At 43.3% G+C, this 25,928-nt stretch carries 29 protein-coding genes; 19 read left to right on the top strand and 10 right to left on the bottom strand.

The window, feature by feature from the left end:
* Positions 1-97 precede the first annotated feature (97 nt).
* Both AAEY93_RS01005 and AAEY93_RS01000 read left to right on the top strand, forming a co-directional pair.
* Positions 98-556: a CBS domain-containing protein gene (locus AAEY93_RS01005; RefSeq protein ID WP_335688908.1), complete on the top strand. Its 459-nt coding sequence runs from the start codon at positions 98-100 to the stop codon at positions 554-556.
* 363 nt (positions 557-919) lie between these two features.
* Positions 920-1,264, top strand: a complete 345-nt coding sequence (locus AAEY93_RS01000) for a hypothetical protein (RefSeq protein WP_124013898.1) — start codon at positions 920-922, stop codon at positions 1,262-1,264.
* Positions 1,265-1,285: 21 nt separating this feature from the next.
* Here AAEY93_RS01000 and AAEY93_RS00995 read toward each other — a convergent pair whose 3' ends face one another.
* Positions 1,286-2,398 carry an energy transducer TonB gene (locus AAEY93_RS00995; protein WP_351074476.1) on the bottom strand — a complete coding sequence of 371 codons (1,113 nt, stop codon included), beginning with the start codon at positions 2,396-2,398 and terminating at the stop codon, positions 1,286-1,288.
* Between the two features lie 237 nt (positions 2,399-2,635).
* Here AAEY93_RS00995 and AAEY93_RS00990 point away from each other — a divergent pair, with 237 nt between their 5' ends.
* The 4 genes from AAEY93_RS00990 to AAEY93_RS00975 are packed head-to-tail and all read left to right on the top strand — an operon-like array spanning position 2,636 to position 4,926.
* Complete coding sequence (locus AAEY93_RS00990) at positions 2,636-3,373, top strand: DUF1538 domain-containing protein (protein WP_124013897.1); 738 nt, start codon at positions 2,636-2,638, stop codon at positions 3,371-3,373.
* A 45-nt stretch (positions 3,374-3,418) separates the two neighbouring features.
* Entirely contained in the window at positions 3,419-4,171 is a 753-nt protein-coding gene (locus tag AAEY93_RS00985) for a DUF1538 domain-containing protein (protein WP_101034653.1), read from the top strand.
* Positions 4,172-4,174: 3 nt separating this feature from the next.
* The gene (locus AAEY93_RS00980) at positions 4,175-4,525 is read left to right on the top strand and encodes a P-II family nitrogen regulator (protein WP_101030943.1); all 351 of its coding nucleotides are present in this window, start codon (positions 4,175-4,177) and stop codon (positions 4,523-4,525) included.
* Positions 4,522-4,926: a CBS domain-containing protein gene (locus AAEY93_RS00975; RefSeq protein WP_335688912.1), complete on the top strand. Its 405-nt coding sequence runs from the start codon at positions 4,522-4,524 to the stop codon at positions 4,924-4,926. Before AAEY93_RS00980 ends, AAEY93_RS00975 begins: the two co-directional genes overlap by 4 nt.
* A 29-nt stretch (positions 4,927-4,955) precedes the next feature.
* Here AAEY93_RS00975 and AAEY93_RS00970 read toward each other — a convergent pair whose 3' ends face one another.
* On the bottom strand, positions 4,956-5,825 hold the full coding sequence (locus AAEY93_RS00970) for a LysR family transcriptional regulator (RefSeq protein ID WP_351074473.1): 870 nt from the start codon (positions 5,823-5,825) through the stop codon (positions 4,956-4,958).
* A gap of 129 nt (positions 5,826-5,954) precedes the next feature.
* Between AAEY93_RS00970 and AAEY93_RS00965 the strand changes: the two genes are divergently transcribed.
* A complete protein-coding gene (locus AAEY93_RS00965) occupies positions 5,955-6,269 on the top strand; it encodes a putative quinol monooxygenase (RefSeq protein WP_351074471.1) in 315 nt (104 codons plus the stop codon).
* A 3-nt stretch (positions 6,270-6,272) separates the two neighbouring features.
* On the top strand, positions 6,273-7,295 hold the full coding sequence (locus AAEY93_RS00960; RefSeq protein ID WP_351074469.1) for a Gfo/Idh/MocA family protein: 1,023 nt from the start codon (positions 6,273-6,275) through the stop codon (positions 7,293-7,295).
* Here the strand turns inward: AAEY93_RS00960 and AAEY93_RS00955 are convergent.
* On the bottom strand, positions 7,257-7,661 hold the full coding sequence (locus AAEY93_RS00955; protein ID WP_124013894.1) for an NUDIX hydrolase: 405 nt from the start codon (positions 7,659-7,661) through the stop codon (positions 7,257-7,259). The genes AAEY93_RS00960 and AAEY93_RS00955 overlap by 39 nt on opposite strands.
* A 423-nt stretch (positions 7,662-8,084) precedes the next feature.
* The gene (locus AAEY93_RS00950) at positions 8,085-8,963 is read right to left on the bottom strand and encodes a LytTR family DNA-binding domain-containing protein (RefSeq protein ID WP_124013893.1); all 879 of its coding nucleotides are present in this window, start codon (positions 8,961-8,963) and stop codon (positions 8,085-8,087) included.
* A 137-nt stretch (positions 8,964-9,100) separates the two neighbouring features.
* Between AAEY93_RS00950 and AAEY93_RS00945 the strand changes: the two genes are divergently transcribed.
* Positions 9,101-10,354 carry an acyltransferase family protein gene (locus AAEY93_RS00945; RefSeq protein ID WP_124013892.1) on the top strand — a complete coding sequence of 418 codons (1,254 nt, stop codon included), beginning with the start codon at positions 9,101-9,103 and terminating at the stop codon, positions 10,352-10,354.
* A gap of 813 nt (positions 10,355-11,167) precedes the next feature.
* Here AAEY93_RS00945 and nhaR read toward each other — a convergent pair.
* Positions 11,168-12,076 carry a transcriptional activator NhaR gene (nhaR, locus tag AAEY93_RS00940; protein ID WP_124013891.1) on the bottom strand — a complete coding sequence of 303 codons (909 nt, stop codon included), beginning with the start codon at positions 12,074-12,076 and terminating at the stop codon, positions 11,168-11,170.
* Between the two features lie 148 nt (positions 12,077-12,224).
* On the opposite strand from nhaR, the gene AAEY93_RS00935 reads away from it, so the two are divergent.
* The 10 genes from AAEY93_RS00935 to AAEY93_RS00890 are packed head-to-tail and all read left to right on the top strand — an operon-like array spanning position 12,225 to position 20,162.
* A complete protein-coding gene (locus AAEY93_RS00935; protein WP_351074466.1) occupies positions 12,225-12,701 on the top strand; it encodes a Rap1a/Tai family immunity protein in 477 nt (158 codons plus the stop codon).
* On the top strand, positions 12,698-13,219 hold the full coding sequence (locus tag AAEY93_RS00930; RefSeq protein WP_267898623.1) for a Na+/H+ antiporter subunit E: 522 nt from the start codon (positions 12,698-12,700) through the stop codon (positions 13,217-13,219). The genes AAEY93_RS00935 and AAEY93_RS00930 overlap by 4 nt, the downstream gene beginning before the upstream one ends.
* A gap of 2 nt (positions 13,220-13,221) precedes the next feature.
* The gene (locus AAEY93_RS00925; RefSeq protein WP_233768506.1) at positions 13,222-13,503 is read left to right on the top strand and encodes an MrpF/PhaF family protein; all 282 of its coding nucleotides are present in this window, start codon (positions 13,222-13,224) and stop codon (positions 13,501-13,503) included.
* Entirely contained in the window at positions 13,496-13,855 is a 360-nt protein-coding gene (gene mnhG / locus AAEY93_RS00920) for a monovalent cation/H(+) antiporter subunit G (protein WP_124013889.1), read from the top strand. Before AAEY93_RS00925 ends, mnhG begins: the two co-directional genes overlap by 8 nt.
* The gene (locus AAEY93_RS00915) at positions 13,852-14,832 is read left to right on the top strand and encodes a DUF4040 domain-containing protein (protein WP_124013888.1); all 981 of its coding nucleotides are present in this window, start codon (positions 13,852-13,854) and stop codon (positions 14,830-14,832) included. The genes mnhG and AAEY93_RS00915 overlap by 4 nt, the downstream gene beginning before the upstream one ends.
* Positions 14,829-15,188, top strand: coding sequence for a cation:proton antiporter subunit C (locus tag AAEY93_RS00910; RefSeq protein ID WP_101030922.1), 360 nt, complete (start codon positions 14,829-14,831; stop codon positions 15,186-15,188). Before AAEY93_RS00915 ends, AAEY93_RS00910 begins: the two co-directional genes overlap by 4 nt.
* Before the next feature lie 5 nt (positions 15,189-15,193).
* Positions 15,194-16,684 (top strand): monovalent cation/H+ antiporter subunit D family protein, encoded by a 1,491-nt coding sequence (locus tag AAEY93_RS00905; protein WP_124013887.1) that lies wholly within the window; start codon positions 15,194-15,196, stop codon positions 16,682-16,684.
* Positions 16,681-18,147 carry a monovalent cation/H+ antiporter subunit D family protein gene (locus AAEY93_RS00900; RefSeq protein ID WP_124013886.1) on the top strand — a complete coding sequence of 489 codons (1,467 nt, stop codon included), beginning with the start codon at positions 16,681-16,683 and terminating at the stop codon, positions 18,145-18,147. Before AAEY93_RS00905 ends, AAEY93_RS00900 begins: the two co-directional genes overlap by 4 nt.
* Position 18,148: 1 nt before the next feature.
* Positions 18,149-18,463 (top strand): hypothetical protein, encoded by a 315-nt coding sequence (locus tag AAEY93_RS00895; RefSeq protein WP_124013885.1) that lies wholly within the window; start codon positions 18,149-18,151, stop codon positions 18,461-18,463.
* Positions 18,453-20,162, top strand: a complete 1,710-nt coding sequence (locus AAEY93_RS00890) for a Na(+)/H(+) antiporter subunit D (protein WP_124013884.1) — start codon at positions 18,453-18,455, stop codon at positions 20,160-20,162. Before AAEY93_RS00895 ends, AAEY93_RS00890 begins: the two co-directional genes overlap by 11 nt.
* A gap of 592 nt (positions 20,163-20,754) precedes the next feature.
* On the opposite strand, the gene AAEY93_RS00885 is transcribed toward AAEY93_RS00890, so the two are convergent.
* From AAEY93_RS00885 to AAEY93_RS00865, 5 genes are all read right to left on the bottom strand, one after another.
* Positions 20,755-23,373, bottom strand: coding sequence for a cation-translocating P-type ATPase (locus AAEY93_RS00885; RefSeq protein ID WP_351074461.1), 2,619 nt, complete (start codon positions 23,371-23,373; stop codon positions 20,755-20,757).
* A gap of 1 nt (position 23,374) precedes the next feature.
* On the bottom strand, positions 23,375-23,959 hold the full coding sequence (locus tag AAEY93_RS00880) for a VIT1/CCC1 transporter family protein (protein WP_101030910.1): 585 nt from the start codon (positions 23,957-23,959) through the stop codon (positions 23,375-23,377).
* A 6-nt stretch (positions 23,960-23,965) separates the two neighbouring features.
* Complete coding sequence (locus tag AAEY93_RS00875) at positions 23,966-24,235, bottom strand: DUF211 domain-containing protein (RefSeq protein WP_124014292.1); 270 nt, start codon at positions 24,233-24,235, stop codon at positions 23,966-23,968.
* 690 nt (positions 24,236-24,925) lie between these two features.
* On the bottom strand, positions 24,926-25,345 hold the full coding sequence (locus AAEY93_RS00870; protein WP_101030906.1) for a MarR family winged helix-turn-helix transcriptional regulator: 420 nt from the start codon (positions 25,343-25,345) through the stop codon (positions 24,926-24,928).
* 129 nt (positions 25,346-25,474) lie between these two features.
* Positions 25,475-25,924, bottom strand: coding sequence for a DUF1285 domain-containing protein (locus AAEY93_RS00865; RefSeq protein ID WP_124014291.1), 450 nt, complete (start codon positions 25,922-25,924; stop codon positions 25,475-25,477).
* Between the last annotated feature and the right edge of the window lie 4 nt (positions 25,925-25,928).

The following is a 25,928-nucleotide window of genomic DNA, read 5'->3' as shown; positions in this document are numbered from 1 at the left end:
AGCTGCGAACCTGAATAAGTGGTTGTCATTAGGCGTTAAATGATTGTTAAATTTATATTTGTCTGATATAAAAGAATAAATACGTGGAGGATCGCTTATGACAACGTCTACCGAAATGTCGACAGAGACATTAACGAATAATGCGGCCAAACATATCTGCATCGCGGACATCATGACCACTCGAGTGGTTACCATAGATATGGATGACAGACTGACACTTGCCAAAGAAATTTTTGATAATGTTAGCTTCCATCACTTACTGGTGGTTGATAATAAGCAACTGAGTGGCATATTGTCTTATCGAGACTTTTTACGTGCACTCAGTCCCAATATAGGGACCGCAGCCGAGTTAATTCGAGACACAGAAACCCTGCAAAAAAGGGTTCATCAAGTCATGACCCACAATCCATTCACCATTGCCCCCCATTGCGACATCCATCAAGCCAGCAAACTGATTTTAGACCACGATATCGGTTGTTTACCCGTATTAGACAACAACACCATTGTGGGCATTATTACTTGGAAAGATCTATTGAATGCCTATTGCCTTAGGTAAGTGATCACGATTTTATCTGCTAAACCTTATCTAACCTAAAAATACGCTGGCTGCTAACGTCACACTTTTGACTGTATATGTGGCCGTGTTTTTAGCCATTTTCACCCAAGTTTTAGCCATTTTAGCCCAAATATTAGCCGGTATACTCTGCCATACTCTGCATCATTTATCATAAACACCTAATGTTGAAATGTAGACAGAAACCTTTTTTGCAACAAATCCTAAAAAAATAAAAATTATTAAGCTTGCCAACTAGATAGCTTGATTTAGTAAATTGTTCATATTTCTATACTGGAAAATGTCACATTGCTCTGCTTAGATTACACACAGGGCTCGCAACTATCATGCGATAAGGACGGCATTATGACTAAGTTTACTTACCATCTCAATCAAGACAATATTGAGTTACAAGCGAGTAATTGGTGCGGGCTAGAACGGGTATTTATTAATGGCAAGATGGTGTCACGCAAGTTCAACTTTGGTTTGCAAAGCATGCATGATGTCTTGCTGAATAATGGTAAGAAATGCCGTTTTCAATTAGTTGTCGATCCACAAACAGAATTAGTATCATGCCGGATCTATAAACAAAACCAGTTGGTGACTATTTTAAAACAGGGTAAAAAACAGCTACAACAAAGCCAGTTACTGATTGAGACGACCTTAGTTATTGTGTTTATAGGCATGCTCAGTTTGTATTGGTTAGGTTAACCAATACAAACTGATAAATGATTAACCTAGGGTAAACTCAAGCTGTACCTTCGACTTTGCGGATGTAGGTTTGCCATCAACAAACTTAGGCGCATAACGCCATTGCGTTAATGCTTCTATCGATTCTCTTTCAAACTGGTACCCGCCTTTGGAGTCAATAATTTCAGGCGATTTAACAAAGCCATGTTCATCAACCGTAAACTCAACTTGCACCCAACCATCTTTACCTCTTTCGGCATATGACCGAGGGTAATTAGGTGGTTTTCTAAATAACGGCGTTTGTTCTTGTTGGTCATCCCATGGGGTCATTTTACCAATGGCAACACAATGCTCAGTGGCTTTATTGCTTTTGCCTTGTTGTTCGTAAAGTGTCACTAACAATGCATGGGCATGAAGTTCATATGGATGACTATAAGGCAATGCTTGATATTGTTTAATCACTTCAAGTAAAAGCGGCGTTGCATCATTTGGGCGGTTCATTGCCGCATAAAGTGCCCCAACTAGATAGGTTGAATTGACGCGTTTAATCGCATTTTCAGGTAGTTTATTGACATAGATATCATTGGCATCCATGACAAAACTTCTCACGGTACGCGTATAATACTCGGTACCCGATAAGCGATGGAACGCAATGAGTTTAACTTCAGCAACCGTTAATAAATTATCCGCTTTTTCAGCGGCGCTGATAGCTTCAAATAAAAGATCTTTAGCATATTTGTCATTTGCAGTCGTTTGAGCTAACCCCACTAACGGATCAATCAGAGCGATATCATTATCAGCAACATTATTGCGATATACCCTCAACGCTGACTCAAATAACTTTTGTGCCTGGAGCGTCGCGGCATCTTCAATAATACGACCGTTATGATTTCTCTTTGACTCATTCACTAGGGCATTGGCCCAATTAATGGCTAACTTGCCACTGTCAAGGCTGTCCTTGCCAAATTTAACTTGGCCTAATGCATAGGTTTGTTGTGCATATTTCAGCGTATCTTGGTTGTTATTGCTGTTAACAGACAGATTGTACTGTTGATAAGCTTGTGAAAAACCATCGATATCGGTTGGTACAGCGTAGGCAACATGGGTCATAAAAGCCGCTGCAATTGATAAGCGTAAAATTGTCTTCATCGTCATCTAAATCCTTTTTATTTTTTATCCCTAAGTCTTTCTCTCTAACCATTTACCGCTAAGCAGCGCATTGGTCTCAGTCTATTTTAACAATTTTCAAGCCAGTCTGAATCAATTTTATGACCCACATCAACTTAATGAACATTATTGTAAACAATACGTTGTGAAATATCTATCATTAGGCAAACTGAATATATGACTCATTTATCTTTTATCCCAGTGAGGGTCAATACAGGAGACAAGATGTCAGCCATCGCAAAATTGCTCCATGCTATGCTCAGCAGTTTTAAAGATCTTATTCCCATTATTTTAGTCGTCAGTTTTTTTGAGATATTTGTACTGCATCAAGCGCCAGCAGAACTGGGCTCTATTCTTGTTGGTGTGGTGTTTATTGTGTTGGGACTGACTTTTTTTGTCTTTGGTTTAGAAATGGGTTTATTTCCTATTGGCGAATCTCTAGCTCAAGCGTTAGCGCGAAAAGGCAGTGTGTTTTGGTTAGTCATATTCTCTTTCTCCTTAGGTTTTGGCACCACATTAGCAGAGCCAGCCCTCACGGCAGTGGCAAACGAAGCCGCACAAGTTGCCGCTAACGCTGGCGCGATAGAGTCAAATGAACAAGCCATGAGTTCTTATGCCATGGGCTTACGATTAACCGTCGCCATTTCGGTTGGTTTGGCCATTCTGCTTGGCGTGATCCGCATCCTTAAGGGATGGCCAATTCATTATCTTATTATTGGTGGTTACGTGTTAGTGATGATCCTCACCAGCTTTGCGCCCGCCAACATTATCGGCATAGCTTATGATTCTGGCGGCGTCACCACATCAACCATTACCGTGCCATTGGTTACCGCACTAGGTGTGGGTCTAGCCAGTGTCATCAAGGGCCGCAACCCAATGATCGATGGTTTTGGGTTAATTGCTTTTGCAAGCCTGAGTCCAATGATTTTTGTGTTGCTGTACGGCATGGTGTTTTTGCAGTGATCGATATAGCTAATAGAACAAGGAGTTCTTTTGCTGAATGAATTGATGACCACCCTATTACTGACCGCCCGTGATGTCATCCCTATTGCGGTGATTTTATTTGGCTTTCAACTTGGCGTGCTTAAACGCCCTATTAGCCAATGGCGTAAAGTATTACTCGGTTTTGTGTATGTCATTATTGGACTTACTTTTTTCTTAGTTGGTTTACAACTTGCTTTATTCCCCATTGGGGAAAGCATGGCAAATCAATTAACCACCAGCGAATTTTTGCATCCCGATGGCGGCAATGCACCGTTTATATGGCAAGACTATTTTTGGGTATATGTATTTGCCGCAGCTATTGGTTTTAGCACCACTATTGCAGAACCGTCATTAATTGCGGTGGCAATCAAAGCCAACCAAGTCTCTGGTGGCACCATAGGAATTCAAGGCTTACGAATGTCGGTGGCATTTGGGGTGTCTATCGGTATTACTTTAGGCTGTTTTCGTATTGTGGTAGGCGATCCCATCCACTATTACATTATGGCCGGTTACGTGGTGGTGGTGATCCAAACCTTTTACGCCCCTAAAATGATTGTGCCATTGGCCTATGACTCAGGAGGCGTAACCACCTCTACCGTCACGGTACCACTTGTGGCCGCGTTAGGGCTTGGACTCGCCACCAATGTCGAAGGTCGTAATCCATTAATTGATGGTTTTGGTTTAATTGCCTTTGCCAGCTTATTTCCAATGATCACTGTTATGGGTTACGCCCAAGTGGTTGATTATTTATCAAAACGAAAAGCCACTAAGGAGTAACCTATGCGCTTTAAATTAATTGTTGCCTTTGTCGACGACGACTGCACCGACAAAGTGCTCGATGCAGCGCGTATTGCCGGAGCCACAGGTGCAACTGTCATTAATCATGCCCGCGGCGAAGGTCTAGAAAAGAAGAAAACCTTTATGGGCTTAACACTCGATGTCCAACGTGATGTTATTTTATGGCTGGTAGAAGAACACATGAGCCGCCATATTTTAGAAACGATTGCTCAAGTCGGCGAATTTGACACCAATTCGGGCAAAGGTATTGCGATTCAAATTGATGTCGAAGATGCGGTTGGTGTTGCCCATCAAGTTGAAAAATTGAGTAAAGATATTGAGGATCAAATATGAGCAACAAACTCCCTATTCGCAATCGCGATGTGATGAATAACCATTACGCTATGATTGACGGAATGCACACAGTAGCAGAAGCAATACAAGTGGCCATCAGTAAAAAGGTCAATATTTTAGTGGTGAATAAACGCAATGAACATGACGAATATGGCATGGTACTGATGAGCGATATTGCCCGAAAAGTGTTAGCCAAAGACAAGTCTCCTGCACGCACCAATATTTACGAAATTATGATAAAGCCAGTGCTGTCATTGTCTGCTGACATGGATGTTCGCTATACCGCACGGCTATTTGAACGCTTTAATATTAACAAAGCACCTGTGATTGAAGCGGGTGAAATTTTAGGTTTTGTCACTTATGACAATATCGTCTTAAAAGGCATGATTGCCGAGTCATAATGCGCGATGTCCATAATGCACAAATCTCATCATTCGAGTTGGTGAATAATAAATTCAATTAAGGTCCGGGTTTTTAACGGCAGATTTTTGTCTTTATATAATAAGTGTATTGGCATCGCATCTGGAGGTATTAATACGCTGACATTTGTCAACAATCCAGCTTGAATTGCCTCTTTCACCACTATCTGTGGCTGTAAAATAATACCCAATCCATCTATCGCGGCTTGGATTAATACCAAGCCACTATTGGACAACAATCTAAAGCTGCGTTTACCAAACAACTGGCTATGGGCACCCGCTAATGAAGCACTTTTTGAATAGCTAAAGCCTAAACAATCATGATGAGGTAAATCGTCAATTGACGCTATTGGCGGGTGTTGAGCTAAGTAGTGAGGTGAAGCACAAAATACCATTTCATAATTCATAATATGCCTGCCAATTAGCGCGGAGTCATCAAGAGTGCCAATCCTTACCACCACATCAGCATGATCTACCATGGGATCGATTAGATTATTATCAAGCCGTAGCTCCACATCAATTTGCGGATATTGCAGCAAAAATTGATTCACTATCGGTGCCAGCACAATATTGCCAAAACTAACTGGCGCATTAATTCTAATGGTGCCTTTGGGCGTCGAATTCATCGACTGCAGGGTATTTTCAGCTTGCTCAATAGCCATCAAGATTGTCTGGCATTCTTGGTAATAAACGTGGCCCGATTCCGTTAATTCTTGTTGACGAGTAGTACGGTTAATCAGCTTAACCCCAAGGTAGGCCTCTAACTGATTAATGTGTTTACTGACCATAGTCCGGCTGATATTAAATTTATGCGCAGCTGTGCCATAGTTGCCCTGCTCAGCCACATGACTAAACACCTGCATTGCGGTTAATTTATCCACCGAATGTCCTTAATACTTCATTAAACCAGCCTTAATTATAAACCTATAGTGTTTTCTGTAAACACCACCAAGCCATTTTGCCTTACGCAGAACTGGTTTACGATGCCCCATTATTATTAAGGGGTCGATATGGATAACAAACTGGATCAACAAGGCGTGTTTATCACGGCCGAAATTCACATTAAAGACCAAGTGCCATTGGCACAAGGAATCGCAGCTGTCCGTCAATTTTGTGCAGATATGAACAACGAACCAGGCTGCTCACTTGCAATGGCTCTGCAAAATAAAACCAACCCTAAGCAATTTGTGTTTTGGGAACGTTATGATGACCAAGCAGCATTTGATGCCCACTTTGCAGCTGAACATACTCAGGCATTTATCAAATCGGCGTTAACCGATTTAAAGCAAGCATTTGACTATCAACTATTAACGACTGAGGGATAATCAATGTCTGAATCAATTAAGTGGGCAATATTAGGCACCAGTTTTATCTCTGGGGTAATGGCCGATGCGATTAAAGCACAAGGTCAAAGTACAATTTATGGCGTGGCAGGACGCAACACCACAACATTGGCAGAGTTTGCGACCCAGTATCAAATTCCACATCAATTTACTGATTTTGATGCGTTAATCAACAACCCTGAAGTCGATGTTATATACATTGCCCTGCCAAATCACTTACATCATGAATACGTGGTAAAAGCGGCTAATGCTGGCAAAGCGATTTTATGTGAAAAATCATTGTCAGTAGACATGACAAAAACTGCAAAAAGTCTGGATGCTGTAAAACAAAACAAAGTGTTTTTCCTTGAAGGCTTAATGTACTTAGCTCATCCATTTATGCAACAGCTAAGCAAAACATTAGCCACTGGTGTGATAGGTGAAGTAAAAAGTATCCGCGGCCAATATTGCGCTGCCATTAGCCAGTTTGTTAACCCCGCTAGCCTTGGTGCATTGTTTAACCTAGGTTGTTACCCAGCATCATTAATACAGTTAGTGATGCAACAGCAATTTGGCACAGAGCAGAGCCAGCAATACCACATTGAAGCGACTGGAAGACGTGGTCAAGACGGTAATATTTGCGAATCGACTGCCATCGTCAGTTACAGCAATGGGGTGCAATGTCATCTTCACACCGCTGAAGACTATGGTCTGCACGCAGGCTTTACTATCTTGGGCAGCTTAGGAAGTATTGAGTTCACCTCAAACCCTTGGTTACCAGAATCTCAAGACAATCACTTTACCGTTAGGTTATATGAGCAACAAGCTGAACTAGTAAACGTTGAAGCCAAAGGCAATGGCTTTTACTATCAAGTAGAAGCTGTGCTTAACGCATTAGAAACTAAACAATACACAGTACCTAGACCTTTGGTACAGCTCAGCGACTCTGTTGATATTATGCAAATGCTAACAACATGGCATAAAGCCGCGTTAGAAAGCCGCACTGCAAACCACACCACTGAACGCTAAACATTGGTTTACTCGCTGTTGCTGAATCGTCGATAATTCAGTAACAGCAACGTAAGCGTACTCACTGTGTTCATCACTTAAGTGTATTTCCGATCCTTGTGGTAGCTCGCAGCGAAAAATAAATGCTTGTGATTGATACGCACGGTGAAAATAGACCCCAGACAGATAATTGACCGTAACTGAACAACCCAATTCTTCTTGGCATTCCCGCTGTAATGCTTGATGGATGGTTTCATTAGGGTCAAGTCCACCGCCCGGTAAGCCCCAATGCTTATCGCCGTAATTGGCTTTTAATAATAGAACTTGCCCATCATCATTGGTGATCACCGCATGAGAACTGAGCCTAAATAAATCATTAAATGCCATGACGGTGTTCCTGCTAAAAAGAGTGAACAGCTAACGCTACTGAGTAAAAATAATACTAACATTTAAACTAACTATTATAGCCTGCTGTGGTTTAAGTCCGGCTGTGATTTTGATCAGGCTGTGGTTTTAATCAATAGTAGCTTAAATAGATTAGCACCACTTGCGATGATTAATGCTTTCTGTTCAGAGACAATAAGCATAAGCCTTTCATCGATATGTTTGGCAGACAAAGTCAATTCAACTACATCAATGTTTGCTCGTAGTGATAAAGGCAGATCACGACTAGCTCGTTTCTGGACAATTTCAAGTTAGAGTGAAGTTTAGCCGCCGACGGTTTTTATTAGAAAAAATACTTCCTAAACCTAATAATATTAAAATTTTTATTCTCTAAAATTACCGATGTTTATGCTTCCCTATATTCAATTATTCTACAAAATTATTCGACTGTTTTAGCTGTTTAAATGAGTTTTTATATCTCCGAGATAAACGAAGTGTTTGTCCAGACTGCATGGTGATTTCAGCGTCGCCACTAGCAAGCGGCTCAATACAATGTACAAAGTTTAAATTTATTGCTAATGATCTGTGTATTTGGCATAGCGAGTTTGTCGGATCACTGGCCACAAATTCAACCAGTGTACTTCTGGTTGGATAGACTTGATCACCAATATGCAGATTGACGTAATTACCCGCTGATTGCATCCACTCGATTTGCTCAGTTTTAATCAAGAACTCTTTGCCTAACTTTTTCACCAGTAAGTGCTTTGTCAGCTTGCTACTGGCGTTTGTAGTGATGTCTATACAGCTCGCATCACCCAACCATTGCTGAATGATTTGTCGGTAAAAAGAGATCAAAATGACGAATGAACAAAAACTCCAAACATCCTTTCGAAGCTCATAAATAAGTTCGTAACTGAATTCAGATATTGATTTTGCAAAATCATATTCAAGCGAAGAAAATTGGTAACTTATCTCTCTCAAAACGAGCATAACAACGACATGAGCCATTGAGAAAACAACAGCAGCGGTTAAATATTGCAACGATGACCATTTAGGTTGCTTCCATTGCCACGGATACTTGGTCATAAAAATAGCGACAAGGGGCAATAGCAATAACGATGATAAAGCGCTTGAATACTCCCAAACAAACGGTTCCCAATTAGCTAAGTTTGCAATGCCATCGCGCTTGGATTCCATCAGGACTGATGTCGAATTTATTCCTGCATTAATAAAGAAATACACAGATAAAATGAATGCTTCATAACTGATTTTATTATTTTGATAATGCAGCTTGGTAAATAACATCTTAAAGCGCTTCCTCTTATCCCTAGATTCCACCGCTTATCACTTATTCATTTCTTTTCAATGGAATAGCGGTAAATCCATACATCCAATAGAGATATAGTGTGCAGAAGGTTTAGACCATATACAAGAGATTACTTATGGATTTATTAAATGAAAAAGAGTCAAATCAATCAAATAGATTGCATCATTTAGATTGGTTGAGAGTTATAGCCATCGGATTGTTGGTTCTATTCCACACTGGCATGGTGTATGTGCCGGAATGGGGATTTCATTTCAAACATGAATCGCAATCTACTTTGTTGCAGCATTTAATGCTTACGTTGTCACCGTGGAGAATGGGGCTGTTATGGTTCATATCAGGTGTCGCATTGAGATTTATGCTACTCAAAGAAACCAGCGGAAAATTACTGTGGAGCAGAAGCCTTCAACTGCTTTTCCCATTATTAATTGGTGTACTGATTGTTGTACCTCCACAGCTTTATATTGAAATGAAACAAGCTGGCAAAATGCCTTTAGACTTCTGGCCGTTCGTTTACGCCTTCTATGTTGCCCCCCTCAATTACTTTGACGATTATCAAAGCGGTATTTGGCCTCATGTTGATGTAAACCATCTTTGGTTTTTACGTTCGTTGTGGAAGAACAGTATGGCGTTATTGCTGATCACGCTTTTATGCAAACATTCTCCATTACTTATAAAAAAGTGGGTTCAAAAGGCTGTAGTTTTTGCCAGTAACAAACTGTTAGCGCTTTCAATTATGCTAATCGCTTCGACATTGTTAATCGACACTCTGCTAACTGGGGATGCCGTTCGTGAAATGTACGGTTTACTATTACTCTTAGTGGGCTTTTGTCTGGGAAGTATTGGTTCATTCTGGAGTAAATTGAGCGCATCGTGGATAGAAATAACACTATTCGCATTCATATCACTTATGGCACTTCAATTTGGGTTCAGTTATATTTGGCAAACCGGACTTTATGAAAACGATGATGTTGCAGCGATGATGTTCGGTATTGTCTATGCTAGCGCGAAAACAATGCCTGTGCTTGCGATACTCGCTATTGCTAGTCGTTATCTAAATCGAAAATCCCGCATTGTTAGCGAACTTAATCGATGGGTATTTCCAGTTTACATCGTTCATCAAACCATCATTATTGTAATGGCATACACGTTATCAGGTTTTCGAATACCAATAGCTTTGGAGGGGGTTGCTGTATTAATACTAACAATTACTCTTTGTTGGTTAGGGATGCTGATTGTAAAACGCTCGACTTTACTGAAAATGAGTTTTGGTGTTAAACCAGCAGCCACAAGTCTGTATCACACATCATACTTGTGGCGAGCGATCATCACGATATGTTGTATTCCGCTTGCATTAGAGCTTATTCACTAATTTTAGCAGAGGATAGAATATTACAATGTTAAGTTAAGTGAATCCAACTAATCATTCGAAATAGTATTGCAATTAGTGAAAGTTGCACGCTGGGTTCATAGGAGGGCGGCACTTGGCAACAATTGTCGTCTATCCGACAAAAGTAAGTCCGCTAATTAGATTTGAGCTTTTCCTCTTTAGCTTTCATCTATAGACAACTATGCGGCTAAATCGAAGAGAGTTAAATTACAGGTGTAGATGAGTCAGCGAGTATCCAAAACAGGGATGTTTTGGTTAAGCCCACAAGGATGCTGATTGTAAAATCAAGAGCTGGCGTCTCGCTTAATCATCTGCACTAAGGTCACTCTTTCACATCCCTGTGATCGCGACATTTACTACGTACTGTAGCTCACCTGCTGCAGGCAATAAGTTCAAATGAAGCTACGTTATAAATCAAGCTAAACCAATACCAAGTAAGCTGAATTAATCAATACCTCAAACACACTTTTCCCCTGTAACGAGTTGAGCTAATAATAAATGAAGCGATTAAACACTTGGTTATGTCAAGGCTAGGTGTATCAATATTGTCGGCACATACCTTGATGTATGGTGGAGAACTTGGCTTGTACGTTTACCGATAAAATAATTGTCGATGAATTCTTATTGGTTTGTTTAGTCTAAATCAAAACGGTAAACCTGGCTCGCGACTAAGTTTCTCAATCATATTGAAACCACTGGCCGATCATTATTACAAAAGAAATGATAATAAAACGATATTTCCTATAGCCAATTTAATCGGTAGCAACGACGATGTCAGGGTTCTCACTAAAGATCTTAAACTATAGGCTGATTAAACAGTTTTTTTCCTTCAGTTAATAAATGCTGAACGGCGGGATGTTTAATCTTTCGCTCAGGCGATATTAAATAATAATGTTCAGTAATTTCCGTTGTTCTTCCAATAATTTCAACATCAAATTGTTCTATAACATGATTTTCAATGATAGTTGGCGCGCAAAAAACACCGTACCCTGCTTGCCCAAAATATTTGGCCAACACTGAGTCGTCAAATTCACCTATTATTTGGGGCGATATATTTAGTTCATTAAACCAAGAAAGTACACTCAAATGCTGATTAGATCCTTCTCCTGCCGTAAAAAATGGATTACCGTCAAGAGAGTGTGGAAAGTTAACAGCTAACGTTTTAGCAAGATTTTTATGAGCAAAAAAACTAATACCGGATTGACCTACGAGGTGACTGTATGCTTTTAACGAAGAACCTGTTGGCAATGATGTATCACTTAAAACAGCATCAAGTTTATTTAGCGCTAATTCTCCAAGTAATACGTCCAAGCTCGCTTCTTTACACACTAACTTAATAGAGTCGTCCATCGTGTAGACCGCTTTTAATAAATTAAATGAAAACACTTTCGCGATGACATCAGTGACTCCGATGGAAAAACGAAAAAAAAAGTCAGTTGAATGATTTTTCAATGAATGAATCAGTTCATCTCCTAAACTGAATATTTCCTGTGCGTAGCTCAGTGTGATGTGACCCATATCATTAAGCACCAAACGCTTACCTTTTCGGTCAAACAAACTATATCCTAATTGAACTTCTAATAAGTTTAACTGAGCACTAAGCGTTTGTGGCGTAATATGCATGACTTTTGATGCTTGAGCGATACTGCCATGTGTCGCTATCGCATGAAAATACTGCAAGTGATGATAATTAAGCTTTACCATATAATTCCCTAATGTACTTTTCTCTCATCTAATGTTTATTTTCTCAAAATACATTATCAATTTTTTATTGATGAAAAAACAACTAAAATCGACTTTTAGTACTATGATTAATTGGATAAAGTTAAATCATTAGAAAAAAAGGATTTATATGTCAAAAGATAGTTTCCCCTTAATGGTTTTCGCTTTTTTGGCCGTTCAATTGTTGTCCGTACCACCAGCTAAGGCAGTAGAAGTACTGACGGCTCAAGAACTTTCATCGCACTGCGCACTGTTTAACGCTGAACCAGAAAGCGTTGATGGTCAGTATTGTGTCCGCTATATTCAAGGCTTTATCGATGGTGCAATAGCAACCGATGCAAGAGTCATGCTAAATGCCGAAAGTGCCCTTGCAAGTAAGGAGACCTTCGCGGAACGCGCGATTCGCACTCGTATGCCAAACCGTTTAGACCGTTCCAGAGCAGCAGACCTAGCCGGTTTTTGCCTCGGAGATCCGCTGCCATTGCGCGATGTAGTTAACGTTATCGTCGCCGATCTAGCAGCCCAAACAGATAGCAGCGAAGAAAATGAACCGGCGATGGAAGTCGTCTATAAATCATTACTGAAAAACTACCCTTGCAAACTATGAACTTAACTCTAGCCCAGCATACGTTTCAACGCGGCGAAACAAGACTCTCGTCTGTTTTGCTACTTCTGCTTATTTTAGCAATATCTTGGCTTCTGTGGTCGGGACTCTACAAACCACTGGTCATGAGTTTGGGGGCTTTGTCCTGCTTGCTCAGCGTTTACTTGGCACATCGTATGGGCTTTTTCCGGCATCATACAGATTTGCTTAGACTTATGCCTCGCCTGCCTGGCTATTGGTTGTGGCTGCTGCGAGAGATTATTATTTCGAGTCTGGACGTAGCCAAGCTGATCCTGAAACCCTCTATGCCTATAAGCCCCACCGTGGTTGTGCTTGAAGCGGAAGCCAGAACGGACGTGGGCCAAGTAATTTTTGGCAATTCCATTACCCTGTCCCCGGGAACCGTCACGTTGGATTTACACGAGGGAAAAGTATTGATTCATTGCCTGACCAGTGAAAGTGCAAGAGAATTACAAAAAGGCGAAGCGAATCGTCGAGTAGCAGCTCTGGAGCCCCGCTAATTATGTATATTGTTGTCTCTATAGCCATTTTGGTGACCATGGTATTGGCCCTAGTAAGAGCACTTAAAGGGCCAAGCGTTTACGATCGCGTACTGGCAGTCAATGTGTTTGGTACCAAGACCGTTTTGTTACTGTCCGTCATTGCATTTCTTTACGGTCGGCCTGATTTTCTTGATCTTGCGTTGGCCTACGCTCTGGTCAATATGGTCGGGATTCTTGCAGTATTAAATTATTTCCAAAATCGTTCCCGAAGAAAATCTGATTCTGAGGCAGAAAATGATTGATGTCGCGCTAGATATTCTGAGTTGGATTCTACTCGTTCTAGGTGGTGCCTGCGTGTTGATCGGCGGCATAGGCGGCCTGCGCCTGCCAAACTTTTACACCAGAATTCATGCCGCCAGTCTTACTGATACCATGGCGACTATCTTAATTTTTGTTGGTATGATCCTACAAGCCGGTTTGTCCCTAGCCGCTATTAAACTGTTTGCTATTATGCTGTTTTTGCTACTGACTGGCCCAACCGCTACCTATGCGCTGGCCAATGCCGCGCTATTATCCGGTCTTAAGCCAGACGATGGAAGCGCTAGCGACGCACCCAAGGCTAGCAACTTACCCAAAGAGGGGACCGGAGAATGATCTTAATTTTTGCACTGTTCCTACTGACCCTTCTCGTCATTACCGCTATTGCGATAGTGCGCACCGACGACCTGTTTGTCGCGGTAATGCTGACATCTATATTCAGTTTACTAATGGCGGCCAACTTTTTTATTTTGGACGCTGCTGATGTAGCACTCACAGAAGCCGCGGTGGGTGCTGGAGTGACAACGGTAATCTTCCTCTGTGCATTGGAGCTGACTGGTGACCGGGAAAAAGCTCGAGAGGGAGGTCGGTGGGTAGCTCTAGGTACTGTGAGCGTTCTGGCATTGCTAATAATATACGCCACTTTCGACAAACCACGGCTCGGCGACCCTGATGCCCCAGTGCATCAACATCTTGCGCCTTGGTATCTAGAAAAAACGCCTGAGTATATCGATATTCCCAATGTGGTCACCGCAATCCTTGGCAGCTTTCGAGGCTATGACACGCTGGGCGAGGTGTTTGTTGTTTTCGCTGCTTGTATCGGGGTTTTATTCATCCTTGGTGTGAGCCCTCCACGAAAAAATCAGCCCGTGATTAAAAAAAGTAGTGGTCTACGCCACCATCTGATCCCCCAAGTAGTCGGCCGACTGCTGATCCCGTTTATCGTGTTATTTGGTCTTTATGTACAATTCCATGGCGAATATGGCCCGGGCGGTGGATTCCAAGCTGGTGCAATTATTGCCACAGGCGTAATCCTTTACGCCGTGCTCGAAGGCGAATCCGAAGCGTTGCGCGCAATACCTCGCGGGGTGCTGTTGGGTATGGTTATAGGCGGTGCATTGCTATATGGCGGCGTGGGTGTGGCTTGCATGTTGATGGGAGGAGCATTTCTAGATTATTCAGTACTAGCCGCTGACCCAGTGTTTGGACAACAGCTGGGTATATTAATTATCGAGGCCGGCGTTGGCATGGCGGTTTGTGGTGCACTTCTGGCCATTTTCCATGCGTTCGCTGCCCGTGAGAGATTGTCATGAAACTATTGGAACTGCTGGGCTACTTCAATTATTGGGTATTCGCTATCATTTTAACGGTGGGACTGTATGCCGTGATTAGCAAAATCAATTTGATAAAAAAACTAATTGGATTATCCATATTTCAATCTGCTGTATTCCTTATGTATATTACTATGGACAAGGTAGAAGGCGGGACAGCCCCCATCATACAAAGCGGTGTAGAAGATCAAATATTTTCAAACCCAGTACCACAAGTACTGATACTAACAGCCATCGTTGTGGGAGTATCTACTCTCGCATTGGGACTGGCCATTGTGGTACGTATCAGTGAATGTTACGGCACGATAGAAGAAAACGAAATTTTGGACGCCGACTAACTACTATGGACTTATTAGCACACCTTCCTGCTTTACAAGTTGTGGTACCGATGTTATCGGCACCACTTATTGTCCTATTACAACCACGAGGTCTGGCATGGGCGGGGGCAACTGCCGCCGCTTTGGTGAGTTTTGCCATCGCTCTGACGCTTGCCTTAGCTGTTTTAGACGGTCAAACCCTCGAGTACGCCATGGGGGGCTGGCCTGCACCTTATGGTATTGCCTTGTCGGTAGATGCGTTTAGTGCACTGTTATTACTGGTGATCACAGGTGCCGGCGCTACAGCCTTGTTGGCAGCCAGATCAAGCATTGATCAACAGGTTGAATCTGAACGTCAGCCACTATTCTACTCAGCATGGTTACTGGTTCTATCTGGACTTGTGGGTATTGTCGTATCAGCAGATGCCTTCAATATTTTTGTCTTCATGGAAATTTCATCGCTGGCCAGCTACATATTAATAGCAGGTGGTCCAGACCGTCGCGCACTTCCAGCGGTTTTCAAATATCTAATGATGGGCACTATTGGCGCAACCTTCTACCTGATTGGTGTGGGGTTAATCTATATGATGACCGGCACACTTAACTTAGCTGATATACAAGATCGCCTCGGTGATGTTACCGACATAAATCCGGTTCTAGTCGCGGCGGGATTCATCACTATTGGTTTGGCTCTTAAAGCTGCAGTGTTTCCTTTGCATGTTTGGGTGCCAAACGCCTATACACACGCACCGCACATGGTGACTGTGTTTCTCGCTGCTTGCGCGACCAAGGTTGCACTGTATGTACTGATCCGATTTGACTATATGGTATTTCAGGCCACGCTTGAGGATCACGAAATTCAGTTCGCATTGTTTGCGATGCCATTGGCCATTCTCGGAATACTTATTGCCTCAGCAGTCGCGATGTTCGAAGGACATCTTAAAAGACTGCTTGCTTCATCATCTATTGCACAAATAGGCTATATTTTGCTTGGTGCTAGCTTTGTCAGCATGGCCGGACTCAGCGCCAGCGCGATGCATCTGTTCAACCATGCGCTGGCAAAAGGAGGCTTGTTCCTCGCGGTTGCTTGTCTAGCTTATAAGTATCGCGACTTGCGCCTAAATCAACTCGGTGGTGCTGCAGCTCGTATGCCTTGGACTTGTGCTGCTTTTGTTGTGTGTGGTTTGAGCTTAATCGGCGTGCCTGGTACTGCGGGATTTATTAGTAAATGGCTACTTATTACCGCAGCTTTGGAAAGCGGACCTTGGGGTTGGGGGCTAGTAGCAATTATTCTCGTCAGTTCCTTGATGGCGGTGGTTTATGTTTGGCGCATCGTTGAAGCACTTTACTTCCAAGCTCCTGTTGACGGAGAAGGCCCAACATCTGAAGCACCAGTACAAATGTTATTAGTTACCGGTTTTATTGCACTACTCAATATATACTTCGGACTGTTTCCACAGGTTCCATTAGAACTCGCAAATAGTGCTGCAGCCCTTCTCTTGGAGGGTTCACAATGACACCAGAAACGACCATATTAGTCGCCATTGGCCTTCCAATAGTAGGAGCTCTGGCTATTTCCCTTGCTGGGCGTATAGGCCCTAATATTCGCGAAGCTGCAACGGCTATTACGTCTGTTTCATTAATCTGGGTGGTATGGGGATTACTTCCGATCCTTATGGATGGAGGACGGCCCTCGATAGACGTTAGCGAGGTCATGCCAGGGCTCAACATTGCCTTTACTGTTGAACCTCTGGGCATGTTATTCGCAGCATTGGCATCCGGACTTTGGCTCATCAACTCGATATATTCCGTTGGCTACATGCGCGGTAATAAAGAGAAAAACCAAACTAGATTTTTTGTATGCTTCGCGCTAGCTCTTTCAGCCACTATTGGTGTTGCTTTCGCTGGGAATCTATTCACTCTCTTTTTATTCTACGAACTATTAACACTCTCGACATACCCTCTGGTAGCACATAAAGGCGATGCGGCTACAATACGTTCGGCAAGAATTTATCTGGGTGTTTTACTCAGTACATCTATTGGTTTGTTCCTTCCTGCAATCATCTGGACTTATACCGTGGCAGGAACGGGTGACTTTACTACAGGCGGGATCCTCGCCGGTAAGTTGAATGACCCAGAAATAGGGTTACTTCTGGCCTTGTTTGTATTCGGTATTGGCAAGGCTGCAGTGATGCCTGTACACAAATGGCTACCGGCGGCTATGGTGGCACCTACCCCAGTGAGCGCTTTACTGCATGCCGTTGCGGTAGTTAAAGCTGGTGTTTTTGCGATCACCAAGATCATCGTTTATATATTCGGGATTGAATATCTATTTGAATCACCCAGCTCAGAATGGCTTTTATATGTTGCGGCTTTTACCATCATTGTAGCGAGTCTAGTTGCAATGCGCCAAACCAACATCAAACGCCTACTAGCCTACTCAACTATTGCCCAGCTATCGTATGTGGTTATGGCCTCAGCCATTCTCAAACCACTCGCAGAGGTTGGAGCCGCCATACATATGGTGGCGCATGCTTTTGGTAAGATTACTTTGTTCTTTGCTGCAGGCGCAATTTATGTTGCCTCCAAAAAAACCGAAATCCATCAATTACGGGGTATTGGTAGGCGCATGCCATGGACAATGGCGGCGTTTACCATCGGTGCCCTGAGCATGATTGGTGTCCCTCCCACCGCGGGATTCGTCTCAAAATGGTATATTTTGGCCGGAGCTTTCGAAGCTAACAATCTAGTGGCAGTATTCACCATCATTGCAAGTACCGTTCTTAATGCCGCTTACTTTTTGCCGATTTTATACCTAGTTTGGTTTGAGCGAGAAAAAGACGGTGACAAGGAACACGGCGAAGCACCGTTTTTAGCTGTGCTGGCATTGTGTATGACCGCCATACTGACACTGGCTTTCTTTTTATTTAACGGTCCAGTCATTGAATTGGAAAGCCAAGTAGTTAAGGGGCTCGGTTAAAATGAATGACGAAAAACAATTGCACTGGTTAGTGCGACCTTCAACGATTCGTAAGCTCTGGATTGGTTTCAGTGTTGTACTGACCTTGGTGGTGCTTGCGCAGACAGTCATATACGTTAAAGGTTATTTCGGCTTTGATGGCTGGTTTGGGTTTGGTGCAGTTTATGGATTTGTCAGTTGTCTGGTGATGGTACTAGTCGCAAAATTATTAGGTCTGTTTCTAAAACGCCCACTAGACTATTACGATGAACCAGAACAAGTTCAAACCTCAGCCCCCAGTCATGACAAGGTAAAGGAGAGCAGCAATGACGTTTGAACTTTTCTCTCCAGCATTTATCCTGCTAATAGCTGCTGTTCTAATATGTTTGGTTAAGGGTCACGCGCGGACGGCTGTCATATTAATAGCGCCAATTATTACCCTGTGGGCCATATGGCAGATCCCTGATGGTGTTCAGGGCACGGTAAAATTTCTTTCATACAATATTGAACCCCTCGAGGGGAGTCCGCTAAGGCGATTGTTTGCTACTATTTTTGCGATCATGGTCTTTGTAGGAGGTCTTTACTCTTTTCGTATAGCGCGTTGGTATGAACTTGCCGCAGCCTTTGCATACGCTGCAGGTGCTATAGGCGTCTGTTTTGCCGGCGACCTCATTACGATGTTTTTATACTGGGAACTGATGGCGATATTTTCTACCATTGTTGTGTGGTGTGGTGGAACGCCTGGTGCACGAGCAGCTGGAATACGTTATGCCATCATGCATCTTCTCGGTGGCGTGGTGCTTAAAGTTGGAATTGAAGGTGTAGTGATAGGTACCGGTTCTATCCAAATTCAACCTATGCTGGCAACAGATTTCAGCACATGGATGATACTTATCGGCATATTGATAAACGCCGCGGCCCCTCCGGTATCAGCTTGGCTAGCCGATGCATACCCTGAATCTACCCCCACAGGCTCGGTGTTCCTGTCGGCATTTACGACCAAAACAGCTGTACTGGCACTGATATTATTATTCCCAGGCGAACCTGTGCTAATTGGCATAGGTCTATTTATGGTTATGTACGGTATTATTTTCGCCTTATTGGAAAATGATGTACGGCGGATCCTTGCCTATTCCGTGGTTAACCAAGTAGGATTTATGGTGGTTGCCGTAGGCATTGGTACCGAAATGGCTCTTAATGGCGCGACGGCTCATGCTTTTGCACATATTATATATAAAGCACTCCTGTTTATGAGTGCTGGGGTTGTTATATACCGCACCGGGAAAAATAAATGTATGGAGCTGGGTGGACTATTTCGCACCATGCCACTCACCTGCGTCTGCGGTATTATTGGCGCGCTAGCCATTTCAAGTTTTCCACTGACTTCAGGTTTTACAACAAAAAGCATGATATCCCAGGCAGCTGTTGATGGAAATCTAGTGTGGGTTTACATGGCATTAACCGCCGCGTCGGCCGGTGTATTTCTTCATGCCGGGATCAAATTCCCATGGTTTGTGTTCTTCCAAAAAGACTCGGGGTTAAGACCAAAAGATGCGCCATGGAATATGGGGTTGGCGATGATCATTTTTGCCAGCTTGTGCATTTTACTGGGTGTTTTCCCTGAAATGCTTTATGCCCTGCTTCCCTACCCCGTTGACTACCAACCGTACTCGATTGGTAAAGTACTTTTCTACTTGCAGTTGTTGCTATTTTCAGGACTGGCTTTCTTCGTATTATTGCCACTAATGAAACGTACCATGACGATTAGCCTCGACACAGATTGGCTTTGGCGACGTGCGGCCTTTTCATTGTTTAGGTTGATCGAACGAGCGCTTAGCTCACTAGGTGAAGTGGTTACGCAACAACGAAACCGCTTGCAGAAATTCTTACAACGTATGGCAGTGCGTTACCTAGGCCAACCGCATACAGCAGATAGCCAAGAGCGCGGCGTGTTCGCGCGCTCTTGGCCCGTGGGCACTACTGTGCTATGGATCGCTGGGTTGCTTTCGGCCTACGTGTTGTTGTACTACCTGTAGCAGCAATGGGCAGCAAATTTTTCACTTGGCCCCATTTGGAGTAGTAATTTCTCAGATCAGGTAGTGACTCTTACACGTGTTGAAGATGCGTATTGTGGGGGCTGGAGGCTAGTGCTAAACATGCTATTACTAACATTTCTGTGTTTTCATAACGAGAAACTTAGGCGGTGTTTTAGCATAAATCAATTATAGCCGTACACATAAACATAACACTCTATGGGAAGGTTTTATGGTGCTGAAACGTAGAAAAAGATGCCATTTTCTAGCGACTATCTCAAAATGAACTAGCCAATTATATCCGCTTTACCTTTGGTACTAACCTTACTTTATAAGCTAAGTAAGGTTAGCCATTTTTTTAGATTCATTCTTGTAAATTAATTGATATTGAAACTAACCCCATTGCTCGCATGAGTAAATATATGGCAAACCGATATAAGTATATCGTGAATGAGTAGTCGCTCTAAATTGCTTTGGGGCGTGCGACCTTAGCTAGCCATGCCAGCTGAGAGGTGGACAAAAGTGGGTTTAAGATATGGCCTAGTGTGGGCGAAGCACCACGACGTTAGTCACCGTAGGCCATAGTGGTAACGCACTATGCGTATATAACACCACGGTGCATTAGCCATTTTTCAATCTCGACAGCAAACAGAATAAGCGAAGAAATAAACAGACAGACAGCAAGATCGACCATTGGTAGAGGCTGGGTATGGAAAATGGTATTTAATGCGGGCGTATAAATCACCACCATCTGTAATAACAACGTCAGCAAAAATGACCCTAGCATTGGTAAATTACTGAATAAACCAATGCGCAAGAATGAAGTGCTCTCGCTGCGAACCGCCAGTGAGTGAAACAACTGCGATACGGTTAATACGGTAAACACCATAGTCTGCCAGTAAACGACATCACGGGAAATAGCCCACGCCATAGTAGCAATGGATATTCCACCAATAAATAACCCAACCCAGAGAATATGCTGCCACATACCATGAGAAAAAATACTTTCCTTTGGAGGACATGGCGCACGATTCATTATATCCGGTTCGGCTGGCTCGGTGGTTAATGCAAGGCCCGGCAGGCCATCGGTCACTAGGTTAATCCACAGGATATGGATCGGCAGTAAAGGAATAGGCAACCCGAAAAATGGTGCTAAGAATAAGGTCAATATTTCACCGGCATTGGAACTCAAAGTATATTTGATAAATTTGCGAATATTATCGAAGGTGCGGCGCCCCGACCGTATCGCTCGAACGATCGAGGAAAAATCATCATCCAGTAATACCATATCCGAAGCTTCACGAGCTACATCGGTTCCCTTCAGCCCCATGGCCACGCCAATACTCGCCCGCTTCAATGCCGGCGCATCATTGACGCCATCTCCGGTCATAGCGACAAATTCGCCTTTGTCTTGCAACGCTTTGACGATACGTAATTTTTGTTCAGGCGTCACCCTCGCGTACACCCGTATCGAGTCAACTAGGCGGGAGAACTCTTCATCAGGTATTTTAGCGAGTTGATCACCACTTAACACCTTTCTATCATCATCTATAATACCCAGACGTTGTGCTATCGCCATCGCGGTACCTGGATGATCGCCAGTAATCATTACCGGAATAATGCCCGCGGTAAGGCAATCATTCACAGCCTGGGGTACTTCAGGCCGTGGCGGGTCGATCAGCGCCACCAGCCCCAGAAAGGTGAGTTCTCGCTCCACTGTTTCGGCGTCCACTGACTCAGGTAAACAGCTAAATTCACGTTTTGCAAATGCCAGTACACGGTAACCTTTATTCGCTAACTGTGCGGCCTCAGCCAACACGGCCGCGACTTCAAAGGCTGTAACCCCATCATTATTTAAGCCCTGAATACATTGTTGTAGTACCTGTTCCGGTGCACCTTTGATGTACGCAGTCACTAAATCGGCGGTTTGATGCAAGGTTGTCATCTGTTTTCGTTCGCTATCAAACGCAATCACAGCTATACGTGGCGTTGTCAGCTCTAAGATGGACTTGTCAAAACCGGCCATGTGAGCTGCTTCAAACAGCGCCAGTTCGGTCGGTTCACCTGCGGGTTTTCCATCTTTTTCCATGATGTCATTGTTCAGTGCCATGGCTTGGCCCAGCTCAGCCCATGGAATACTGGCTTCTGGCTCAGGCAGTGATCCGCGCTGCTCTCCAGCGGCGAAAAATAACTCAACGGTCATGAGATTTTGTGTCAGAGTACCTGTCTTGTCAGTACAGATATAGGTAACTGAACCTAGGGTCTCCACTGCGGGTAAGTTACGCACTAGCACGTTATGCCGAATCAAGTTACGCGCACCCAGAGCAAGTGAAATGGTCACCACCGCCGGCAGTGCTTCCGGTATCGCGGCAACGCCCAAGCTCACCGAGGTCAAAAACATCAGTAATATGGGCTGTCCTTGCAGCAAGCCTGCAGCAAACACCACCACACATATTGCCAGCACGGCCAAAGCAAGGTAACGGCCAAAACGTGACAATCGCGTTTGGAGCGGTGTTTTGACACTGGCTTCATCTTGTAGCAACCCAGCAATCTGGCCTATCTCGGTTTCCATTCCACTGGCAACCACCACCCCCTTGCCACGTCCACGAGTGATCATGCTGCTCTTAAATACTAGATTAACACGATCACCAATGGCCAACGCGGTATCCGCTAACGGCTCTGTTTGCTTTTCTATTGCGTGCGATTCACCAGTCAATGTTGATTCATCGACCAGCAGCTCTTCCTCTTCCAGTAAGCGCAGATCAGCAGGCACAATATTGCCTGCTTCCAGTATGACAACATCACCCGGCACCAGCTCTGTTGCGCCAAGAGTCACTTGATGACCATCACGTAGTACATAGGCCTCTGGCGCTGCCATTTTTCGCAATGCCGCCACGGCTCGCTCTGCCTTAAATTCCTGTACAGTGCCGATAACCGCATTAAGTAATACAATCACTAAAATGGCAATGGTATCTTGTGGCTCACCGATAAAACCCGAAATCACCGCAGCTACCAGCAACACAATAATCATGAAATCAGAAAACTGTCCGAGTAAAATGTACAGCAGAGAACGTCGTCGTTTTTGGATAATAGCATTATGGCCATATTCAATCAGGCGTTTTTTTGCCTGCTCCGTGGTCAGGCCTGTTAACGAAGAGTTAAGCCGCTGTAGAACATCTGCAAATGGTAAACTGTGCCACTTTACTGATGACATGTTAGTTTCCGACCAATAAGTAAATAAGCGAGGCGGTTATCACCGCCACTAGCAATGCCTGTATGCCACTGCGTAACCACGTCACCCCGGATATCCGGCCAAGAAAAACCCCCAATAAAAAAGTGAGCAGCAGGGCCACAAAGATGGCGGCATACAGAGGTGGAATAGGAAGGTTGACGCCGGCAGTTGCCAGCCATAGTGGCGATAATATTAACAGTGAAATGACCAGCGGCGCTAGGCCATTCACCAATGCAATCAACAAGGGTACCCAGCGCGTTGCGATGCCATGCGCACTATGTTGAAGATCACTCATCATTGCCCTCTCCAGTTGCCCCAAAGCATGCTTTCGCTCTGCAGATTCACTGATGTAAGCACTACTAATACCACTAATGCTCAGCGCAATCGCCGCACCCAAACAGACACCAATAATCATTGATAAATCGGCGGGGGTACTGACAAGAAAACCCATGATCAGTCCTAGCATGGTAAGTGCACCATCAAAGCCATTAACAACAAAATAACGACGCACAATCCCCCGCGTACGGGTGATATCTAATAAAAATTTGGCCTGATTTAACAGACTCATAAAATGTTAACCAGCAACCGTTTCATTATGTACTTCAACCTCATCAATACTGTGAAGAGAACCACCCATGTTGCTAATGGCAGATTGAACGCCTTTAAAATCAATCGCGCTACCAAACAGCTCTATTTGAACCGTTTCGGTATTTTCATCCATCTCAAGAACAACCAGTTTTACTTGATAATCGACACCTGTTTCGGCAATGGCCCGAGAAAAATCAAGCGCATTAGGTTGATGAGGTTTGAGTACATCCAGAACAATCCTTTTGACCTTAACCATAAAAAATAGTCCTTTAATCCTTTGTCTTGTTAATTATAGTAAAACTCTCATCAATTTGTCATGGAGCGCCTACTATTTCTGGGTAATTTTGGACCCTAATGTCTTGGTTAACATTTGAAGTCATACTGTCTAATATGCACCATTTATCTAGCAGTGCTACGGTAATCAATATAGGGACTTTTAACTTAGATGACGCTAGCTTTTTATGATGGTATGCAAGCCGCAAAAGATAGGTTTTAATAATGAATGATTTTTCAGAAGCGTTTTAATCAATAATATTCATTCAGCACAAGATGCATCAGCGGAAACGTTAGCATTCTCACTTTTTACAAATAAGATGAACCTAAGACGGTTACAAATGAGGTTAAAAGTGCTGGCTAATCCCATCGCAAAATTTTAGCATCAGCGATTTAAGTAATCTTTATTTTGTCTTCTCCCATTTTGATTGTTTGTAACCACTTCAATCATGGCAAATCGATGCCGTAGTGGAAGGAGACCATCACATCAGGTTAAGTAACTAAGGGAAATGCCGAAACGGCTGAAGAGATCAAAAAGAGGTTAGCTGTAGTTCCCCTTTTGGTCTGTGTATTAGATGTGAGCAAGGGCCACGACTTTAGCGGTCGCAGGCCATAAAAAAATAAATAGCGGCTACTACCCTGAGATATTATTAACTGAACTTATCGACTCTATTTATTGGTTAAATTGATTCACTTTATTCAGTAAGCGCATAAACTCGCTTTGTTCAACATCGGTTAATGCCGCTAAAAAGTGTTGATTAACCCACCCGGCTTCATGAATTAGGTCTTGCTCGAGTGCTTTGCCATTGTCGGTTAAAAATATTTGAAATGCGCGGCGGTTATCCGCTTCTTGGTGACGGGTAACAAATCCCTGGACTTGCAGATGATCAAGCAGACGAGTCATTGTGTAGTTGGCCACATCACAACGCTTAGACAACTCTGTTTGACTTAATCCTTCCTCTTGCCACAACGTAAACAACACCGGCCAAAGTTTACTGTCTAACTCATAGCGCTTTAAACGCGTGTCGAGTTCTTGCTGCAAGGCAATATTAAGATGGGAAATCAGGTAACTTAAACTTTCAAATCGTTTCAAATGATACCTCCTACATCGTCAGTGGGATGTATTGACTGGTTTAAGACTAATGCCAATGCCTTTACAGCAGCTAAATCACACTTGAACTTATTTTTAGATTACCATCTCTATACGTTAAGAAAAGCTATTTTAGTCAAAAGATAAATATTCATTAATGTAACGATAATAGCAGGCGCGATTTAATTGCCCTACTAGGCCCCGTACTACTGGTGCATAAATACCATTGTCTGTCACAGTAATATCAGCAACATCGATGACGGGCATTTTTGTACCTATACTACTGGTAAATATCAGTTTATTTTTTTTATAACCGTCAATAGGATCGGCATGATAGTCCACCAGCAATAAGGGATAAGCCTCAACCGATACTTTAACCTTCTCTACGGGAGTGATCAAAAAATACTCGCCTTCGATGCAATGCAAGATACTACTAAACAAGGCCGCAAACTTTGCTGGCAACGGACTGTTTAGATACAGCCAATCACCATTAGCTTGAATATGAAACAGTGTGTCATCACTGCATAACACGACACCGTCAGGTCGAGTATATGAACTTAATGTTTCTGTTTCATCTTCCATAATC

It is taken from the genome of Shewanella sp. CAL98-MNA-CIBAN-0140 (assembly GCF_040309905.1).
Taxonomy (GTDB): domain Bacteria; phylum Pseudomonadota; class Gammaproteobacteria; order Enterobacterales; family Shewanellaceae; genus Shewanella; species Shewanella psychromarinicola.
Note: the sequence above shows the minus strand (reverse complement) of the source record. Positions and strands in the feature narration are given on the sequence as shown.

Bases quoted from the DNA above. Each gene is read 5' to 3' on its own strand.
- AAEY93_RS00865 (WP_124014291.1), bottom strand. From the start codon at position 25,924: ATGGAAGATGAAACAGAAACATTAAGTTCATATACTCGACCTGACGGT.
- AAEY93_RS01005 (WP_335688908.1), top strand. From the start codon at position 98: ATGACAACGTCTACCGAAATGTCGACAGAGACATTAACGAATAATGCG.
- AAEY93_RS00995 (WP_351074476.1), bottom strand. From the start codon at position 2,398: ATGACGATGAAGACAATTTTACGCTTATCAATTGCAGCGGCTTTTATG.
- AAEY93_RS00890 (WP_124013884.1), top strand. From the start codon at position 18,453: ATGACGTTTGAACTTTTCTCTCCAGCATTTATCCTGCTAATAGCTGCT.
- AAEY93_RS00950 (WP_124013893.1), bottom strand. From the start codon at position 8,963: ATGTTATTTACCAAGCTGCATTATCAAAATAATAAAATCAGTTATGAA.
- AAEY93_RS00955 (WP_124013894.1), bottom strand. From the start codon at position 7,661: ATGGCATTTAATGATTTATTTAGGCTCAGTTCTCATGCGGTGATCACC.
- AAEY93_RS00915 (WP_124013888.1), top strand. From the start codon at position 13,852: ATGATCTTAATTTTTGCACTGTTCCTACTGACCCTTCTCGTCATTACC.
- AAEY93_RS00880 (WP_101030910.1), bottom strand. From the start codon at position 23,959: ATGAGTCTGTTAAATCAGGCCAAATTTTTATTAGATATCACCCGTACG.
- AAEY93_RS00980 (WP_101030943.1), top strand. From the start codon at position 4,175: ATGCGCTTTAAATTAATTGTTGCCTTTGTCGACGACGACTGCACCGAC.
- AAEY93_RS00990 (WP_124013897.1), top strand. From the start codon at position 2,636: ATGTCAGCCATCGCAAAATTGCTCCATGCTATGCTCAGCAGTTTTAAA.
- AAEY93_RS00905 (WP_124013887.1), top strand. From the start codon at position 15,194: ATGGACTTATTAGCACACCTTCCTGCTTTACAAGTTGTGGTACCGATG.
- AAEY93_RS00965 (WP_351074471.1), top strand. From the start codon at position 5,955: ATGGATAACAAACTGGATCAACAAGGCGTGTTTATCACGGCCGAAATT.
- AAEY93_RS00875 (WP_124014292.1), bottom strand. From the start codon at position 24,235: ATGGTTAAGGTCAAAAGGATTGTTCTGGATGTACTCAAACCTCATCAA.
- AAEY93_RS00935 (WP_351074466.1), top strand. From the start codon at position 12,225: ATGTCAAAAGATAGTTTCCCCTTAATGGTTTTCGCTTTTTTGGCCGTT.
- AAEY93_RS01000 (WP_124013898.1), top strand. From the start codon at position 920: ATGACTAAGTTTACTTACCATCTCAATCAAGACAATATTGAGTTACAA.
- AAEY93_RS00895 (WP_124013885.1), top strand. From the start codon at position 18,149: ATGAATGACGAAAAACAATTGCACTGGTTAGTGCGACCTTCAACGATT.
- AAEY93_RS00910 (WP_101030922.1), top strand. From the start codon at position 14,829: ATGAAACTATTGGAACTGCTGGGCTACTTCAATTATTGGGTATTCGCT.
- AAEY93_RS00885 (WP_351074461.1), bottom strand. From the start codon at position 23,373: ATGTCATCAGTAAAGTGGCACAGTTTACCATTTGCAGATGTTCTACAG.
- AAEY93_RS00985 (WP_101034653.1), top strand. From the start codon at position 3,419: ATGACCACCCTATTACTGACCGCCCGTGATGTCATCCCTATTGCGGTG.
- AAEY93_RS00925 (WP_233768506.1), top strand. From the start codon at position 13,222: ATGTATATTGTTGTCTCTATAGCCATTTTGGTGACCATGGTATTGGCC.
- nhaR (WP_124013891.1), bottom strand. From the start codon at position 12,076: ATGGTAAAGCTTAATTATCATCACTTGCAGTATTTTCATGCGATAGCG.
- mnhG (WP_124013889.1), top strand. From the start codon at position 13,496: ATGATTGATGTCGCGCTAGATATTCTGAGTTGGATTCTACTCGTTCTA.
- AAEY93_RS00900 (WP_124013886.1), top strand. From the start codon at position 16,681: ATGACACCAGAAACGACCATATTAGTCGCCATTGGCCTTCCAATAGTA.
- AAEY93_RS00975 (WP_335688912.1), top strand. From the start codon at position 4,522: ATGAGCAACAAACTCCCTATTCGCAATCGCGATGTGATGAATAACCAT.
- AAEY93_RS00945 (WP_124013892.1), top strand. From the start codon at position 9,101: ATGGATTTATTAAATGAAAAAGAGTCAAATCAATCAAATAGATTGCAT.
- AAEY93_RS00930 (WP_267898623.1), top strand. From the start codon at position 12,698: ATGAACTTAACTCTAGCCCAGCATACGTTTCAACGCGGCGAAACAAGA.
- AAEY93_RS00960 (WP_351074469.1), top strand. From the start codon at position 6,273: ATGTCTGAATCAATTAAGTGGGCAATATTAGGCACCAGTTTTATCTCT.